General features: G+C 73.9%; 12 protein-coding genes. 5 read left to right on the top strand and 7 right to left on the bottom strand.

Annotated elements, in window-relative coordinates; genetic code table 11:
• Positions 1-64: 64 nt before the first annotated feature.
• The 4 genes from BMX65_RS15400 to BMX65_RS15385 form a co-directional block, all read right to left on the bottom strand.
• On the bottom strand, positions 65-3,904 hold the full coding sequence (locus BMX65_RS15400; RefSeq protein ID WP_075000836.1) for a non-ribosomal peptide synthetase: 3,840 nt from the start codon (positions 3,902-3,904) through the stop codon (positions 65-67).
• The gene (locus BMX65_RS15395) at positions 3,840-5,132 is read right to left on the bottom strand and encodes an MFS transporter (RefSeq protein WP_239501989.1); all 1,293 of its coding nucleotides are present in this window, start codon (positions 5,130-5,132) and stop codon (positions 3,840-3,842) included. The genes BMX65_RS15400 and BMX65_RS15395 overlap by 65 nt, the downstream gene beginning before the upstream one ends.
• A gap of 1,069 nt (positions 5,133-6,201) precedes the next feature.
• Entirely contained in the window at positions 6,202-7,104 is a 903-nt protein-coding gene (locus BMX65_RS15390; protein WP_075000834.1) for a helix-turn-helix domain-containing protein, read from the bottom strand.
• A gap of 412 nt (positions 7,105-7,516) precedes the next feature.
• A complete protein-coding gene (locus tag BMX65_RS15385; protein ID WP_075000833.1) occupies positions 7,517-7,753 on the bottom strand; it encodes a DUF397 domain-containing protein in 237 nt (78 codons plus the stop codon).
• Between the two features lie 222 nt (positions 7,754-7,975).
• Here BMX65_RS15385 and BMX65_RS32885 point away from each other — a divergent pair, with 222 nt between their 5' ends.
• Positions 7,976-8,146, top strand: a complete 171-nt coding sequence (locus BMX65_RS32885) for a hypothetical protein (RefSeq protein ID WP_162637651.1) — start codon at positions 7,976-7,978, stop codon at positions 8,144-8,146.
• Here BMX65_RS32885 and BMX65_RS15380 read toward each other — a convergent pair.
• The gene (locus BMX65_RS15380) at positions 8,123-10,294 is read right to left on the bottom strand and encodes a HelD family protein (protein WP_075000832.1); all 2,172 of its coding nucleotides are present in this window, start codon (positions 10,292-10,294) and stop codon (positions 8,123-8,125) included. The two genes, BMX65_RS32885 and BMX65_RS15380, sit on opposite strands and share 24 nt — an antisense overlap.
• Positions 10,295-10,565: 271 nt before the next feature.
• Positions 10,566-11,255 carry a TetR/AcrR family transcriptional regulator gene (locus tag BMX65_RS15375; protein WP_075000831.1) on the bottom strand — a complete coding sequence of 230 codons (690 nt, stop codon included), beginning with the start codon at positions 11,253-11,255 and terminating at the stop codon, positions 10,566-10,568.
• A 446-nt stretch (positions 11,256-11,701) separates the two neighbouring features.
• Here BMX65_RS15375 and BMX65_RS15370 point away from each other — a divergent pair, with 446 nt between their 5' ends.
• The 4 genes from BMX65_RS15370 (at position 11,702) to BMX65_RS15355 (ending at position 16,076) form a co-directional block, all read left to right on the top strand.
• Entirely contained in the window at positions 11,702-12,613 is a 912-nt protein-coding gene (locus tag BMX65_RS15370; RefSeq protein ID WP_075000830.1) for a universal stress protein, read from the top strand.
• Positions 12,614-13,069: 456 nt separating this feature from the next.
• Complete coding sequence (locus BMX65_RS15365) at positions 13,070-14,620, top strand: purine-cytosine permease family protein (RefSeq protein WP_075000829.1); 1,551 nt, start codon at positions 13,070-13,072, stop codon at positions 14,618-14,620.
• A 235-nt stretch (positions 14,621-14,855) separates the two neighbouring features.
• Positions 14,856-15,641, top strand: a complete 786-nt coding sequence (locus BMX65_RS15360) for an aldo/keto reductase (RefSeq protein WP_075000948.1) — start codon at positions 14,856-14,858, stop codon at positions 15,639-15,641.
• Positions 15,642-15,644: 3 nt separating this feature from the next.
• Entirely contained in the window at positions 15,645-16,076 is a 432-nt protein-coding gene (locus BMX65_RS15355; protein ID WP_075000828.1) for an HIT family protein, read from the top strand.
• 42 nt (positions 16,077-16,118) lie between these two features.
• Here the strand turns inward: BMX65_RS15355 and BMX65_RS15350 are convergent, their stop codons facing one another.
• On the bottom strand, positions 16,119-17,654 hold the full coding sequence (locus BMX65_RS15350) for an ATP-dependent DNA ligase (protein WP_075000827.1): 1,536 nt from the start codon (positions 17,652-17,654) through the stop codon (positions 16,119-16,121).
• Positions 17,655-17,859 lie beyond the last annotated feature (205 nt).

The following is a 17,859-nucleotide window of genomic DNA, read 5'->3' as shown; positions in this document are numbered from 1 at the left end:
GAGAGCGGAGAGCGCGGGTGGCGCGCAGCCAGGGGCGGCGGCCGGGTGGGCCCGGCCGGCGCTTTCAGAGGTCGAAGTCGAAGCCCGGATCGGGGCCGGAGCCCTGCGCGGGCTGCGGTACGGGCGGCGGGCCCGGCACCCTGTCGGGGGCGAGCGAGCCGAGCGGAGCCGACGGGTCCGCGGCGAGCGCGTCCAGCAGGGCGACGAAATGATCGCGCCACTCCTCGACGGTCTCCCGCCGCAGCAGCCGGGCGGCGTACTGCCAGGCGACCCGGAGGGTGTCGGTCTCCTCGTAGATCTGCATGTTCAGGTCGAAGACGGCCTGACCGGTCTGCTCCAGGCGCAGCGGCACCCTGGTGCCCTGGAAGTCCACCGACAGGTAGCGCGCGCTGTGCAGCGCGATGAGTGCGTCGAAGACCGGTGTCCGGCTGTAGTCGCGCACCGGAGCCGCCAGGGCGACCACGTCCTCGAAGGGGAAGTCCTGGTGGGCGAACGCCTCCTCGGCGGTCCGGGCGGTGCTGCGCAGGAAGTCGGTGCCGCTCCGGGCGGCTTCGGGCGCCGTGCGCAGGCACACCGTCCCGGCGCACATGCCCACGGTCCCCTCCAGCCCGGGTGCCGTGCGGCCGGAGACCGGAGTGCCGACCGTCACGTCGCCGGTCCGTTTGAGCCGGGACAGCAGGACGCTGTACGCGGACGCCAGTACGGCGAAGAGCGTCACGCCCTGACGGCGGGCCAGCGTGCGCAGTGCGCCGGTCCTCTCCCGGCCCAGGTCGAAGGCGGCCACCGCACCGTCCAGGGCTCGCAGCGCGGGCCGGGGCGCGTCGGTCGGCAGGTCCCCGGGGTCCGGCGGAGTGGTGAACGTCCGCTGCCAGTAGGGCCGCTGCGCGGTACGCAGCGCCGCACCGGCGGGCCCGGCCAGCCACTCCGCGTAGTCCCGGTACTCCAGGCGCGGGGGCGGCGGTTCGGAGCCCGCGTACAGCGCGGACAGATCCGCGAACAGCGGTGCCAGGGAGAAGCCGTCGACCACGATGTGGTGCAGATCGAGGCGGAGCGTCACCACTTCGGCGGTCCGGTGGATCCGGGCCCGCCACAGCGGTGCCCGGCTCAGGTCGAAGGGGCGCACGAAGTCCTCGGGCGGCCCCGGCGGTCCCTCCAGGACGGTGACGGGCACCTCGGGGTCGGCTTCGACGTGCTGCCTGATCTCGCCGTCCCGGGCGACGAAGCAGGTGCGCAGCGCGTCATGGCGCAGTGCGAGCCGCCGGAGTGCCCCGACGAGCCGCCGCGGGTCGGTGCCGGCCGGCAGTGCCAGCGTGACCGGCACGTTGTAGTGCACCGCGCCCGCGTCCTTGGCCTGCTCGAAGTAGAGCTGCCGCTGCTGCGGGGCGAGCGGGTAGGTGGTCCGCGCCGGAGCACGCGGTATCCGCGCCGTCCGGTGTGCGGCGGAGGCGCGCAGCAGGGCCGCGAGCCGGGCCGGGGTGCCGCAGCGCAGTACGGCGCTGACCGGGCACTCGCGGCCCAGCCGCTCCCGCGCACCGGCGGCCAGCAGCGTCGCGGTGAGCGAGTCGGCGCCCAGCTCCCGCAGGTCGTGCGCCGTGCCGATCCCGCTGATGCCCAGGGCTGCCTCGGCCAGTTCCAGCAGCACCCGCTCGACCTCGTCGGCGGGCGGTACGAAGGCTGTCCCGGCCGGCAGGTGGGCGCCGTCCGGGTCGGGAAGGAGGGAGCGCTCGACCTTGCCGTTGCGGTTGAGGGGCAGTTCGGGCAGCGGCACCAGGTGGGCGGGGACCATGTGGCCGGGCAGTGTCCTGGCGAGCAGGGCCCGCAGCTCCTCCGGCGCGGGTGGCGGGGTACCGGCCGGGCCGGTGTAGTAGCCGCACAGCTGTTTCTCGCTCCGGCCCGGTCGCGAGCCCGCCGTCACGACCGCCTCCGCCACCTGCGGATGGCCGAGCATGGCGCTCTCGATCTCGGCGGGCTCCACCCGGAAGCCCCGGACCTTGACCTGGTGATCGCGGCGGCCGAGGAACTCCAGGACGCCGTCGGACCGCCAGCGTGCCAGGTCGCCGCTGCGGTAGAGCCGGTCGCCGCCCCGGCCGGCGGCGGGCGCGAAGGGGTCCTCGACGAAGCGCTCCGCGGTGAGTCCGGGGCGGCCGCGGTAGCCCCGGGCGACCCCGTCCCCGCCCAGGTACAGCTCACCGGGCACCCCCACCGGGCACGGCTCTCCGGCCTCGTCCAGCACGTACGCCGTGGAGTTGGCCACCGGCCGCCCGATCGGGATGCGCCCCAGGTCGGCGCGGGTCAGCCGGTGGGTGACCGAGAACGTGGTGTTCTCCGTCGGGCCGTAGCCGTTGACCAGCGACAGGTCGGGGCAGGCGGCCATCACCTTCGCCACGTGTGCCGCGGAGAGGGCGTCCCCGCCGACCACGAGTTCCCGCAGCGGACGGAAGGCGGCGGCGTCCTGCTCCGCCAGTTGGTTGAACAGCGGGGAGGTGAGCCACAGTGTGGTGATGCCGCGTGCGGTCAGCTCCCGGCCGAGCGGTTCGGCGTCGAGCAGCGTGTCGCTGTCGGCCAGGTGCACCCGTCCGCCGTTCAGCAGCGGGCCCCACAGCTCGAAGGTGCTGGCGTCGAAGGCGATGGAGCCGGTCGGCATGACGCTCATCTCCGGCCCGAAGCGCACGTAGTCCGCGCCGCGTACCAGCCGCACCACGTTGCGGTGGGTCACCTCCACGCCCTTGGGGTGTCCGGTCGTGCCGGAGGTGTAGCAGATGTACGCGAGGTCTCCGGGCTCACCGAGATCTCCGGGCTCTCCGGGAGTTCCGGGCTCACAGGGAACTCCGGGGGCTTCGGATTCTCCGCCGGAGCCAGGTAACCGGTCTCCGGGCCCGGCGGGGCGGCACCAGGGATCGAGCACCGTCCCGGCGAACCCGAACGCGGTGGGCCGGTCCGCGGCGGCCACCAGGAGTCGGACGTCGGAGTCGGCCAGCAGCCACTCGGTCCGCTCCGCCGGGTACCCGGTGTCCAGCGGCAGATACGCGCACCCCGCCTTCAGGATGCCGAGTGCGCCCACCAGCAGCTCCGGCGTGCGCCCGGTGTGCAGCCCGATCCGGTCGCCCCGGCGCGCCCCGGCCGCCAGCAGCGCGTCGGCCAGCCGGTCGGTGTGCGCGTCCAGTTCGGCGTAGCCGAGGGTACGGTCCTGCCAGGTCACCGCGGGGGCCGCCGGGGCACGCCGGGCCTGCTCGCGGAAGAGCGCGTGGACGGTGGAGGCCGAGGGGTAGGGCCGAGCTGTGTCGTTGAAGCGGCGCAGCACCGTCTCCCGCTCGCCGTCGTCCAGCAGCGCCACGTCCCGTACCGCCGTGTGCGGCTGCTGTGCCAGACAGTGCAGTACCCGTACGACGTGCCGGCCGAAGCGCTCCGCGGTCTCCCGGGTGAAGAGCGAGGCGCGGTAGCCGAGCAGCAGCTCGGGCCCGTCCAGGGTGAGGGCGAGTTCGTGGAGCCCTTCGTCGGGCACGGGCCGGTCCGCGAACCGGACGGCTGTCGCGCCGGACCGGCTCCGCGGCTCTGCCGCTTCCACCGCCGCGGCGCAGGCGCCGACCGGTTGCTGCGGATCGACCTCGACGGTGCGGGCGCCCGCGCGGGTTCCGGACAGGTCCGCGTCGAGCAGCAGCCGCCGCTGCCCGGTCCAGCGGTGCAGCACGACGGCGAGAGCGGCCAGGGCCGGTCCGCTGCGTCCGGAGTCGTGCGCCCCTGCCAGCCGGACCACCGCCCAGGGGCCGTGGGCCGCTTCCCGGGTGCGGGGGAGATCGGTGACGAGCTGTACCGCTTCCCCGTCCACCGCGGGCGGTGCGTCAGGAAGCCGCGGGGACGGTTCCGGCGTCGTCGGGGTCGGAGTCCCGCTGCGTGTGCTGGTCATCGGCTGCTGTCACCTCCAGTCTGAACGGGGTGTTGCGGAAGAGCACCACGGTGAGCAGTCCGGGAGCGGTGGCGAGTGCGGCGACCACGAAGATCAGGCCGGTGTAGTGCCCGCCGCTCAGGAGCACCCCGCCGAGTGCCGAACCGGCGGGCAGCGCACCCGCCATGACGGTCCGCATCAGGGTCATCGCGCGGCCGCGCATCTCGTTGGGCACCCGCGTCATCCGGACCACTCCGCCGAGCACGGTCATCGGCGCGGAGAGGATGCCGTTGAGCGCGAGGCCCAGCAGGATCCAGGGCAGCGCGGTCGGGATGAGCAGGAACAGCACGGCGCCGGAGAGCAGTTGCAGCACTCCGATGCGGAGCATCTGCTTCTCGGAGGTCTCCACGGCTCCGGAGACCAGCGAGCCGATCAGCTCACCGGCCGCCATCACGGCCAGCATCAGTCCGAGCACGCCGGGGCCGCTGGCGAACTCGTACTTCGTCAGCCAGGGGATCGCCACCACCAGTGCTCCGGCCGAGACGTTGAAGGCACCGAACGCGAGGGTGAGCACCAGCAGGAACCGGTCCCGCACGATGAGCAGGAACACCGGGGTCCAGCCCGGCTTCCGCACCCCGCCGCCCGGTTCGGCCGTCGGCTCGGGGCGGGCCAGCGGGGCCTTGATCCGGCTGATCAGCAGGGCGAAGATCAGATAGGTCGCGGCGTCCAGCACCAGTACGTTCGGGGCGCCGAAGAGGGCGATGAGCCCCGCGCCGATGGGCGGGCCCAGCACGTTCGCGGCGCCCATGGCGGTGGCCTCCAGCCCCGACGCCGCCTGGAGCTTGTCCGCGGGGACCAGTTCCGGCAGTACGGCGGGGGTGCCGGCCAGCGGAATGATCTTCAGCAGGCCGTAGACCAGGGCCACCACGTACAGCTGCCAGGCGTGCAGCGAACCCGTCACGGCCAGCACCGGGACGAGTGCGACGACCGCGCCCCGGAAGACCGAGTCGTAGATGAAGAGCTTGCGCCGGGAGAACCGGTCGAGCAGGGGGCCGACGACGGCACCGCCCACGATCACCGGAAGGGTGAGGCAGACGCCGAGCACACCCAGACCGGCGGCACCCGCCTTGTCGAGCGTGATCCAGGCGAGGGCGGCATACGTCGCGCCGTCACCGAGGAGGTTGAGCACCAGGGCCGACCAGAGCAGCCGGTAATCCCCGATACGTAAAATACTCAAATAGGCTTTCACGTCCACACCGTTCAGTAGGCCGAGAAGGGCAGAAGCGACAGCCGGGCAGGCGTGCGGCGCACGTCGGCACAGGCCGGTGGGTGTGCGAAAGAATTGCGCCAGGCAGGACCGGACCGCACGCCGGAGCGTGCAGCAGTGATCAAGGATTCTGCGGCGTCACAGGAAGCGGTTGCCGTTCCTGGTGTGTCCGGCTTTCCGGGGCCGGATGTCCCCCGTGGATCAAACCCCCCAAGTTCCCCCGTGAAGATCCCCCGTTGCGACGCCTCGCCGACGGCGATGCGCGATTACGGCATGTGTTCTAACAGCTCGCTCAGAACCCGGTCAAGAAGCGCCTTGTGCGGAAAAACGACTCTTTCCAGGCTTGTGATCAAAGGGTGCGCTGTGGAGTGGCAGGGGGTGCGGCCACGGGGATCCGCCGCCCGCACGGGCGGAGATGAGCGCAGGCGGATCCGGCTGCGCGGTGCCGCCCCGCGCGGTACGGACGCCTCCGTGCGAGGCGCGGTCACAGCACGCGCCGATGCGGCGACGCCCGCCGCAGACGGCGAGAAATCGTCCCCCGCGTCCCGGAGGGGCGGTTCCGGAGGCGTGCCACGGCGCCGAGGCTGCCGTCCCCGAGTGCGGTCGGACCGGTGGCGGTCATGGCCCGGGCGTCGGCGGGCGGCGGACCGAGATGGCCGGGTTCGGCGCAGTGCGCGCGAGGAGGCCCGGCGGCTGCTGAGCGCCGGGCAGGCTGAGAGCTGCGGAGCGCGGCATCCGGCACGGCCGGGGGCCGGACCGGGGGCGGGGCGGGGCCGTGGGACGGGGCCGGGTGGATCGCGCCCGGTGCTCTGTGCGATGCGCGGCGGACGTCGCGCCGTGGGGCGTGGATGTCCCGGTGCGGTGCCGGTGCGCGGCGGAGGTCGCGTCACGCGCCCCGGTGGGCGTCCCGACCCCGCAGGAGGCGAGGGGTGCCGGTGCGCGGGGTGCGGCGAGCCCGGCGCCGCCGGGCCGGGCCAGCGCACTGTGCGGTCGTCGGCGCCGCGGCCGCGGGAGAGCGGTCGTGCGCAGCCCGCGGGGCGGCGCTGCCGGGTCAGTACTCGCTCAGCAGCTTCTCCAGGAACGCCGCGGTGCTGTTCGGGGGTTCGGCCATCGCGCACAGGCGGTCCATGACCACCAGATAGCCCTCCACCTCGTCCCGTTTCTCCAGATAGAGCGACGAAGTGAGCTGTTCGAGGTAGACGATGTCCGGGAGATCGGGCTCCAGGAAACGCAGGATGGTGACCGGGCCGCCCGCGGCGGCCAGCCCGCCCATGCTGAACGGGGCGATCTGCAGCGTGACGTTGGGCTGCTGGGCGATCTCGATGAGGTGCTCCAACTGGGCGCGCATCACCTCGCGGGACCCCAGCGGGCGGCGCAGCGCGGCCTCGTCCATCACGGCCCACAGCCGCGGGGAGTGCGGCTGGTCCAGGATCGACTGGCGTTCCATGCGCAGCTCGATGCGGCGCTCGCTGCGCCGGCTGTCGTCCCGGGGGTGGCCGAGCCGGATGACCTCGCGGGCGTAGTCGCGGGTCTGCAGGAGTCCGGGGACGAACTGCACCTCGTAGGTGCGGATGACGGACGCGGCCTCCTCCAGGCCGAGCAGCCGGTCGAACCACGGCGACATCACGTCGCTGTACTTCTGCCACCAGCCCGGGGAGCCCGCCTGCCGGGCCAGCTCCAGATACTCTTCGCGCTGCTGCCGGTCCCACACCTCGTACAGCGTCAGCAGATCGGCGACGTCCCGTTCCTTGCAGCCGACCCGCCCCAGCTCCAAGCGGCTGATCTTGGCGTGCGAACCGCGGATCGCGTCGCCTGCGGCCTCCCGGGAGATGCCCTGCTCCTCGCGCAGCCGCCGCAGTTGGGTGCCCAGGACGATGCGCAGGATCGTCGGACCGCCCCTGGGATGGTCCAGGATCCGTCCGGGCGACGCCTCGCGTCGCGGCTGTGCCTCCATCGCGCCCGCCTAGCTTCCCTGAGTGACTGCACGGATGCTCAGTGTCCCATTCTGCCGACTGAGCGTACAGCCATACAGGTTGTACGGCCGGATTTGACGGCCGGGTGGCGGGGACCCGCCGTCGGCGCGCGGAGCCCTTTCGTGTGCCGTTCGTGCCGCAGCCAGGGAGCCGCACGGCTGGGTGAGGCGGCGCGCCGGAAGCGAACCGCCGCCACACGTCCGTGTCGTGTGGCGGCGGTGCCCGTGGCGCTGTTCGGCTGTGTGGGCGGTCAGCGGTGGGGGGCTCGGCGGTCAGTCGTCACGGGTGCGGTCCGGAACCGGGTGCGCGGTGCGGAACTTGCCGTCCCGCGAGGTCCGGCGCGCACGCGCCCGGTCCTGCTCACCGGTCCGGCCCGGTCCGGACGGAATGCCTCTAGGCGTCCAGCAGGTCGTCGAAGTCGCCGTCCTTGGCGCCCTGGACGAAGGCCGCGATCTCGGCGGGCGTGTAGACCAGGGCGGGTCCCGACGGGAAGCGGGAGTTGCGGACGGCGACCCCCTGCCCCGGAAGCGCTGCGACCTCCACGCAGTTGCCGTTCGGGTTGCTGCGGCGGCTCTTGCGCCAGGCGGCACCCTCGATCTTGGTGGCCTCGATGCCGTTCTCGATCTGCATGTACGACTCTCCCTACGTCACTTGCGTCCCCCGTGGCGGTTGCGACGTCCGGAAGCGTCTCACAGCCGGCCGTGCTTGCAGATGTACTTGCAGATGTACTTGCAGAAGTAAGTGCGGACCCAGGACAATGCCCGTCGTACCCGAGCCCGAGTCCCCAGTGGACTCAACTCCGCCATCGGACAATGGAGTTCACGATCTTCCGTCCGTCCACAGGAGCCCCCCGTGACCACACCAGGCGCTGAATTCACCCTCTCCGACGGCCCGGCGGGCGACGGCCCCGGCTGCGACCACCCGCTCACCCGGCTGCTCCTCCTGCTGGAGATCGCCGATCAGCCGGACTGGCTCCGCGACCTGGCCGCACCCGCCGGATCAGCCCCGCAGAGCTTCCGGTAGTCCGGCGGCGTGCACGATCTCCAGCCGGGACACCGCGCGGGTGAGTGCGACGTAGAGGTGCCGTAGCCCCAGCGGGCCGCTGCCCGCCAGCTCGGCCGGTTCCACCAGCACCACATGGTCGTACTCCAGGCCCTTGGCGAGTTCCGCCTCCACCACCGCGACCCGCTCCGGCTCGCCTCCCGGTGCGCCGGTCGCTGTCCCGGCCGCCTCCAAGGCCGCCCGCACGGCGGCGGTCCGCTCCCCGGCCGCGATCACCCCGACCGAGCCCTCACGCTGCAGGGCCGCGGCGACCCGCTCCTGCACGACGCGGGCCAGCCCGGCGGTCGTCGCCACCCGGACCGTGCGCAGTTCGCCCCCGGTGCGCAGCGAACGGGCGGGCGGCACCGGCACCTCCAGCGCTTCCAGCAACCGGTTGGCCGGGCCGAGCAGTTCGGACGGTACCCGGAAGCCGGTGGTCAGCGGAGTGACCGCCGCTTCGGGCGCGCCCAGGTGCGCCAACTGCTCCGGCCAGTCGCGGGCAGCCCACGGCGTCGTGCCCTGCGCCAGGTCGCCCAGTACGGTCAGTGAACCGAAACGGCTCCGGCGCGCCAGGACGCGGCACTGCATGGGTGAGAGGTCCTGCGCCTCGTCCACCACCACGTGCCGGAAGCTCTCCTCGGGGTGGTCGATCAGCCCCGCCGCCTCGTCCAGCAGCAGCAGATCCGCCTCCGACCAGTGGGCCGTGCGCGGCGAGCGCGGGCGGCGTCCCTGCCACAGCAGCGCCCGCTGCTCCTCCTCGCTCAGCAGCCCCTCGGCGGCCCGGGCCAGCGCCCCGGCGTCGCCCAGCAGCCCGGCGACGACCTCCTCCGGTTTCGTCCGCGGCCATACCGAGTCGAGGAACCCGGTGAGCGCCCTGGTCCGGCCCATCCGCCGCAGCCAGGCACCGCCGGGCGGCCCGGCGCGGCGCTCGGCCTGCTCCCGCAGCAGCGCCGCCGTACGGGCCCGCACCCGTTCCCTCCCCACCTCGTAGGGCGGCCGTTGCGCCAGGGTCTCCTCGACGAGGGCGCGCAGCCCGGCCTCGTCGAGCCGCCAGCGGTAGGAGCCGTCCGGCACCGCCAGCGGGCTGTCCGGCAGCCGTACCCGCCCGTGCAGTGCCCGCCGCAGCACCTCGGCCATCCGGGCGCTGTGCTTCAGTTCCACCACCCGCGGAGGGTCCTCCGCCCGCACCGGGAGCCCGGGCAGCAGGTCCCCTACGGTGCACTGGCGCACCCCGCCCTCGCCGAGCGCGGGCAGCACGGCCGAGATGTAGCCCAGGAACGCGGCGTTGGGGCCGACGACGAGCATGCCGCCCCGCTCGATCCGCCGGGGATGGGTGTAGAGCAGGTACGCGGCGCGGTGCAGCCCGACCGCGGTCTTGCCCGTGCCCGGTGCGCCCTGGACGCACATCGAGCTGTCGGGGCCCGAACGCACCAGGTCGTCCTGTTCGGGCTGGATGGTGGCGACGATGTCGCGCATCGGCCCGACCCGCGGACGCTCGATCTCGCCGGTGACGATCCGGGAGGCGAGGGTGTGACCGTCCGCCGCGCCCGAGGGCCCCTCGCCGGTGCTCTCCCGCGGCCGATCCGCCAGTCGCTCGTCCTCCAGCCCGGTCAGATCCGCTGCGGTGCCGGTGCCCTCCGGCGCCCAGCCGAACCGGCGCCGGGAGCCCACTCCCTGCGGGTGCACGGCGGTCGCCTGGTAGAAGGCCCGGGAGACCGGGGCGCGCCAGTCCAGCACCAGCGGCGGTGCCGAGGGGTGTTCGCTGACGCGCCGTCGGCCGATGTAGTAGCGCTGCCCGCGGTGCTCGCCGGCCTCCTCGCCGCCGGGCCCCGCGCCGAGGAAGTCGAGCCGCCCGAAGAACGGCGGCCCGTCCGGCTCCCTTTGCAGTTCCGCGGCCCGGCTGCGCAGATGGCGGCCGAGGGCCTCCGCGCTCGCCCCGTCGCCGGCCACGCCCTCGGCGGCCGCCTCGCCCGAGTGCTGCCCGGTCAGTACCCCGGCGCCCTCGCGGACCCGGTCCTGGGCCGCGGCGTCCGCCGTGCCGAGCGCGGCGCGGCACACGTCGGTATAGCTGCGCTCGGCGGCCAGTTCGGCCCGGAGCGCGTTCTCCTCTGCGGTGTCTTCCCCCGGCATGGGGCGGTGCTCCTCACTGCCCGGTCTCCTGTCGGAGCGGGCCCGGTACGGGTGTCGGTCGTGGTCTTCGGTGCTCCGGCGGGTCGGTGCTCCGACGGTCCGGCGGTCCGGCGGTCGGCAGTCCGGCAGTCCGGCGGGTGGATGGTCCGGGCCCCGGGGCTCCGGCGAGTGGATGGTCCGGCGGCGGCCAGTGGTACCGGGTGCCGTCGCGGTCGCGCGCCGCGGCCCGGATGCGGGGCCGGATGCGGGCCCGGCGCGTGGCCGGGCCGGGTCAGGCGAACGGCGTCAGTCCGGTGCGCAGCAGCGCGAAGGCGCGGCGGGCATCCTGCCGGGCCGCGCCGGACACGCTGTCCGCGCGCGCGCCGTCCGCGATGCGCCGCCAGTTGGCGGTCGCGAGCACCCGCTGGGACGTCACGAGCTGCCCGGCCGCCAGCCGCGCCGTCAGGCCGGGTGCGGCGCCCGTCTCCGCGGTGCCTGTCTCCGGGGCGCCCGTCTCCGCGGCGCCGCCGGCCGGACCGGCCGCCAGCGCGTCCGCCAGTGCCTCCTCCGACCGTGCGGTGTAGGAGTGCAGTCGTGCGACCAGTTCGGGGGTGCCGTAGAGCAGCCGGTGGAAGGAGAGCACCTCCGGCTCGTCGCACAGTCCGGTGACCGGGTCGCGGGCTTCGAGTCCGGCCAGGAAGTGGTTCTCCAGCGCGGTGAGCGGCGACTCCCGCGCCGGGCGCCCCGCCACCACGCGTGCGGCCTCGTCCTCGTGGTCGGCGAAGCGGTGGAGCGCCATGTCCTCCTTGGTGCGGAAGTAGCGGAAGAGGGTCGGTTTGGAGACCTCGGCGGCCTCGGCGATCTCGGACACGGAGACGGTGTCGAAGCCCCTTTCCAGGAAGAGGGAGACGGCCGCGTCGGAGATCGCCCGGTAGGTGCGTTGCCGCTTGCGTGCGCGCAGTCCGGTGCCGTGTTCGCTCATGGGGCGACCGTACCAGGGAATGTAACTAAGTTAAATTTGTGATGTGGTTGCGTTTGAGCGCCGGCGACGGCGGCCTGAGAAGGGGCGGTCCAGCGGGCGGGCTGTCGTGCCCGGCGGGAACGGGGAGCCCGGCGGAACCGCCAGGGGCGGCGAGGGGAACACCCGGCGGGACAGTGAGAGGGGTACGGGGGGGGGTACGGGGGGAAGGCCCGGTGGAACAGCGAGGGAACGTCGGCGGGACAGGCGCCCGGGTGCCGGACTGCGGCGCGCGGGCCCAACTGGCTCCGCGCGCGGACTGTTTCGGCATCCGGCCCGGAACGGGAGCTCCGCCGGGGGCCGGAAGGCGGATGCGACCGGTTGCCGAAGCTTCTACCGCATCCGTCCCGTGTGCACCACACTGGCGGGGTACCCACGCATCGATGCGAGGACGCGAGGAGAGGACGGACATGTCGGAGAGCAACGAGCGCCCCGCAGGGATATCCGCGTCTGCCGACGGAGTCGGCCGTGTCGTGGTCGGGGTCGACGGTTCCCCGCACTCGCTGCGCGCGCTGGACCGGGCTGCCGACGAGGCCGAACGCCGGGGCGCCGAACTGGAGGTGCTCTGCGGAGGGGTGCCCGCGCGGCGCGGTGCCTACCCCGAGACGGAGGCCGACCGGGAGCGGATGCGGCAGGCGACCCGCGAGGTCGCCGACAGCGCCGCGGAGCGGGCCCGGGAGCGCGTGCCGGGGCTCACGGTCGTGGCGACCGGCGTCAGCGAACCCGCGGCCGACGCCCTGGTGGGCCGCAGCCGCACCGCGGAGCTGACCGTCGTGGGGACCCGCGGGCACGGTGGCTTCCGCGGGCTGCTGCTCGGTTCCGTCAGCCTGCGCCTGGCGGCGCATGCCGCGGGGCCGCTGATGGTCGTGCGCGGCGCTCTCCCCGAGCCCGGCGCGGCCCCCGGCGACGTGGTCGTCGGGGTGAAGTCGGAGAGTGCGACGCAGCCGGTGGAGTACGGATTCCAGGCGGCGCAGCGGTCCGGGTCGGCGGTGCGGGTGGCGCACTGCTGGATCTATCCGATGCTGCCCGGGGTGGCCCTGCGACTGTCGCCGCAGGAGCCCTCCACGGAGACCAAGCGCGCCGAGCAGTTCGTGGTGGACACCCTCCGGCCGTTCCGGAAGCGGTACCCGCAGGTGCCGCTTAGCGCCGAGCAGCACCAGGGGCAGCCGGCCGAGCACCTGATCAAGCTGAGCGAGGGTGCGGACACGGTCGTGCTGGGAGTACGGCGTCAGACCCGGCGCCTCAGTCTCCAGGTGGGCCCGGTGGTGCACGCGGTGCTGCACCACGCCAAGTGCTCGGTGGTGCTGGTCCCCGTGCCGTGACGCCGTGACCGCTGTCGGCGCCTCCGGGGGGCGCTCCGTCCTCCGGGGCGTCCCCTCCTCCGGGGGTGCCGCACGGCCCTCCCGGCCCGGGAAGACGTGATGTCCCGCACTCCCGGGCCGGGGTCCGGGCCCCGCTCCGTGAGGCGGGGTGCCTGTGCGTGCCGGCCCCGCGTCCCCGGCGCCGACCGTGCGGAACCTCGCGCCGGGCCCGCCGTGGACGGGCGCGGGGCGCCGCCCGTGCGTCTGCCCCGGCGCCGGGACCGCTCGGGCGGACGGGCCGGAGGCGGGGCGGCGGACTCCCGCCCGTTGGAGGATCGCCCGAGGTCAACGGGGTCGATCATGGCACTCTGTACGGTGGAGGGCCACGTGCAACGCGCGTAGAGTCCCCTTCCAGTCCTGGTCAGGACTCTGCAATGACGCACGTCGCACCAGAGAACCACGCACGGAGCCCCACCCATGGCAGTCCCTCCCGGCGTCACCGGCGCCGACGGCGCCGCCTCGGCGCCCTCCTCAGCCCCCGCGTCCCCGGCCGCCGCCGCGACGACCGGCGCGCTCGACGAGACCGTCGAGAGCCGCGGCATCGAGCCCGTCCCCGACCATGAGCGGCGCGGCCGGGTCCGCGAACTCTTCCCCACCTGGGTGGCCGCCAACATCAGCGTCCTGTTGCTGACCATGGGCGCCGGCCTCGTGGTCTTCAACGGCCTCAACTTCTGGCAGGTCCTGCTCGCGGCCGCCATCGCGGGCGGCATCTCCTTCGGCCTGGTCGGGCTGCTGTCCGTCTCCGGCAAGTGGGGCGGCGCACCGGGGGCCATGCTCTCCCGGGCCACCTTCGGTGTCCGGGGCAACTACTTCCCCGGCATGATCCTGTGGGTGGCCCGCTTCGGCTGGGAGACCATCAACGCCGTCACCGGTGCCTACGCCGTCCTCACGGTGCTCCGGCTGCTCTTCGGCGTCCGCAGCAGCACGCCGCTGATCGCCGTCACGCTGCTGCTGTTCGTCGGGGTGACCTTCGTGGTCAGCGGTATGGGCCGGAAGGTCCTCAACCTCTGCAACACCTGGTCGACCTACCTCTTCGGGCTCTTCACGGTGCTGGTCCTGGGCTACCTGGTCACCACCATGGACTGGGGCGCGGTCTTCTCCCGGCCCGCCGGAGGCACCGCCATGTTCATCGCGGGCATCGGCACCATCGCGGCCGGGGGGATCAGCTGGATCCCCACGGGACCCGACTTCGCCCGGTACCTGCCGCACAGCGCCGAAGGCCGGAAGATCTTCGGCACCACCCTCTCCGGCGCCCTGCTGGTGCTGGTTCCGATGGTGCTGATGGGCGGCGTGATGTCGGTCAAGGACCCGGCACTCGCCAAGACCGACGACCCCGTCTCCTTCCTCGGCGAAGCGCTGCCGATGTGGCTGGCCGTGCCGTACCTGGTCATCGCGCTCATCGGGATGGTGCTGATCAACAGCCTCTCGATGTACTCCGCCGGTTTCACGGCGCAGACGATGGGCGTGAAGCTGCCGCGCGCCTGGGCCGTCAGCATCAACGCGGTCATCAGCCTGGTCGGCGGGCTCCTGCTGATGCTGGTCGCCAAGAGCTTCTACGGCTCGTTCATCTCCTTCCTGTCGCTGCTCGCGGTCTCCTTCTCCGCCTGGGTCGGCGTCTACGGGATCGACATGCTGCGGCGCCGCAACCGGACCGTCCGCTACGACCCCGCCGGGCTGCTCGACACCTCGCGCAGCAGCCGCTACTGGTACGTCGGCGGCTACTGCTGGCAGGCCATGACGGCCTGGGGTGTCGCGCTGCTGATGGGCCTGGGCTTCACCAAGTGCGACTGGTTCACCGGCCCCCTCGTCTCCACCTGGATCGGCGAGAACGGGCTCGGCTGGGCCGCCACCGCGCTGCTGGCCGCGGTGCTCTACGCGGCGCTGCCCGTGCCCCGCGAGGGCGCGGCGCCCGCGCCGGTCCCCGCACCCCGCACGGAGGAGGCGGTCACCGGGACGCGCCGGGACTGAACCGGCGCACGGCCGGTCCGAGCGGGCCGGGACCTGGACGGTGCAGCACCGGGCTCGCGGGGCGCAGGAAACCCCGCGAGCCCGGTGCGGTATGCGTGAATGGAGCGGGCCGGAGCGGAAACCCCGGCCCAGGGGCGGCCCCGACCCGCCGCCCGCGAAGCCCTCTCCGAGGAAGCCGAGGTCCACAGTGAGCAGCACCCAGGTCCCCACCCTCCTGCTGAACAGCGGGACGGAGATGCCGCAGCTCGGGTTCGGCGTGTACCAGGTGCCGGACGACGAGGCGACGGCCACCGTCTCCGCCGCGCTGGAGGCCGGATACCGCAGCGTGGACACCGCCGCGCTCTACGGCAACGAAGGCGGCACCGGCAAGGCGCTGCGCGAGTCCGGCATCCCCCGCGGGGAACTGTTCGTCACGACCAAGCTCTGGAACACCGACCAGGGCCACGACACGGCGCTCCGTGCCTTCGACGACTCGCTGGAGCGGCTGGGGCTCGACTACGTCGACCTCTATCTCGTCCACTGGCCCGCGCCCGGCCGGGACCGCTACGTGCAGACCTGGCGGGCGCTGGCCGAGATCCACGACAGCGGCCGGGCACGCGCCGTGGGCGTCTCCAACTTCGAGACCGACCACCTCCAGCGGCTCCTGGACGAGACCGGAGTCGCCCCCGCGGTCAACCAGATCGAGCTGCATCCCCGGCTCCAGCAGCCGGAGCTGCGCCGCTTCGACGCGGAGCACCGCATCGCCACCGAGGCATGGTCCCCGCTGGGCCGCGGCAACGGCGTCCTGGACGACCCCGCGGTCCGCCGGGCCGCCGCCAAGCACGGCAAGACACCGGCTCAGGTGGTCCTGCGCTGGCACATCCAGCTCGGCAACGTCGTCATCCCGAAGTCCGTCACCCCCTCGCGGATCAAGGAGAACATCGACGTCTTCGACTTCGAACTGGACGGCGAGGACCTGCGCGAGATCCAGCGGCTGGAGACCGGCACCCGTGTCGGCCCCGACCCCCGCACCATGGACTGACGCATGTCCGCCGACCCCACCGACGGCAGCGGATGCGTCTTCTGCCGGATCGTCGACGGCGAACTGCCCGCCTTCCGCGTCCACGAGGACGGCGCCGTGGTCGCCTTCCTCGACCGGCGTCCGCTCTTCCCCGGCCACACCCTGGTGGTGCCGCGCAGCCATGTGGAGACCCTGACCGACCTGCCCGAGGAGTCGGTCGGCCCCTACTTCGGCGCCGTCCGCCGCGTCACCGGCGCGGTGGAACGCGCGATGGAGGCCGAGGGCTCGTTCGTCGCGGGGAACAACCGGGTCAGCCAGTCGGTACCGCACCTGCACATGCACGTCGTGCCGCGCAGGCGCAAGGACGGGCTGCGCGGGTTCTTCTGGCCGCGCGGCCGGTACCCCGACGAGTCCGAGGCCCGCGGCGTGGCCGCACGCATCCGCGCGGAGCTGTGACCCGGTGCCGGTGCCGGTGCCCGCGCGGTGCGGCGGGGCCGCTCAGCGCAGCAGCGCCGTGACCGCTTCGACCGTGTCGGCCTCCTGCGGGCTCTTGTCCTCCCGGTACCGCACCACCCGGGCGAACCGCAGGGTGACGCCCTCCGGGTAGCGGGTCGAGCGCTGCACACCGTCGAAGGCGATCTCGACCACCAGTTCGGGCGCCACCAGCACTCCCCAGGACTCCTCCCGGACGGCCAGCTCCCGCAGCCGTCCGGTCTGCCAGGCCAGCAGCGCGTCGGTCAGCCCCTTGAAGGTCTTGCCGAGCATCGCGAAGCCGCCGTCCGGGCGGCGCGCCCCCAGGTGCAGGTTCGACAGCCGGCCGGTGCGCCGCCCGTGCCCCCACTCGGCACCGAGCACCACCAGATCGAGGGTGTGCACCGGTTTGACCTTCAGCCAGGAGGCCCCGCGCCGCCCGGCGCTGTACCCCGAGTCGAGCGCCTTGACGACCACGCCCTCGTGGCCGCGCGCCAGCACCTCGGCGGCGAAACCGCGTGCGGCGGCACGTGCCTGCGCCGAGGCCGGATCGGGCACCGGCAGCCGCCGCACCCGCAGTTCCTCCGGCAGCACCCGGGCCAGTGCCGCGTGCCGCCGCACGGCCGGCTGGTCGAGCAGGTCGCGGCCGTCCAGCAGCAGCACGTCGAAGAAGACCGGGTGCAGCGGCAGTTCGCTGCTGGCCCCGGGTACGTCCAGCCGGGAGGCGACCCGCCCGGACACGTCCTGGAAGGGGTGGGGCCGACCGCCCGGGCGCAGGGCGATCACCTCGCCGTCGAGCACCGCCTGTGCGGCGTCGATCCTGCGTGCGGCCTCCGCGGCCTCCGGCAGCCGGTCGGTGATCTCCTCCAGCGTCCGGGTGTAGACGCGGACGTCGCTCCCGTCCTTGTGCACCTGCACCCGGATGCCGTCCAGCTTCTCCTCGACCACGCACGGACCGAGCCTGCCGAGCGCCTCCTCGACGTCCCGGGCGGACTGCGCCAGCATCGGCAGCACCGGCCTGCCCACCTCCAGCGTGAACCCGGCCAGTGCCTCCGGGCCTTCGGCCAGCAGCGCCCGGGCGACCGCGCCGAGCGAGCCGCCGAGCATCACCGCGCGCCGCACCGCTCCTGGGTCGGCGCCCGCGGCGGCGGCCAGCCCCTCCACCGCGAACGCGTCCAGCGCGCCCTGCCGCAGCCCGCCGCCGACCAGCCGGACGAGGAACTGCTGCTCCTCCTCCGTGGCCGCCGCCAGCAGTCCGTCCAGCAGTCGCTTGCGCTCGGCCTGTGCGCCCTTCCCGCTCACCCGCGCGATCCGGTCGAATGCGGCGTCCGCGGCCGTGATGGTCAGCGACGGTTCGGCCGCGGGCGGCGGCAGTTCGCGCAGGGTGCGCCACCCGACGCCGGTACGGCGCTGCGGAAGGCGCCCCGCGAGGTAGGTGACGACGACCGGCACCTCGGACGGCTCGGCCCGCCCGAACAGCTCCGCGAGCAGCGCCACCTTCTCGTTGCGGCCCGCGGCCCGGGCGATCCGCGCGGAAGTCCGCGCGATGTCTGCGAGCAACATGGCACACCTCGCGAGAAGAGCCGGACGAGGGCCGCGGACGACCAGGCCGGAGGCGGCCGCGGCGCACGCCGCCGCCCGGCTCCCGGGCCCGCGGACGGGCCGGCTCACCAGGTGACCGCGGGCCTCCAGGGTAGCCGCGGGCCCGGTGCGGGCCCCGCAGGCCGCACCGTACGGCGGGGCCCGGCGGCCGCGCCCGCGGGGCCGG

The organism is Streptomyces qinglanensis (assembly GCF_900111245.1).
Lineage (GTDB): Bacteria > Actinomycetota > Actinomycetes > Streptomycetales > Streptomycetaceae > Streptomyces > Streptomyces qinglanensis.
This window is presented reverse-complemented; position numbering and strand designations above follow the sequence as displayed.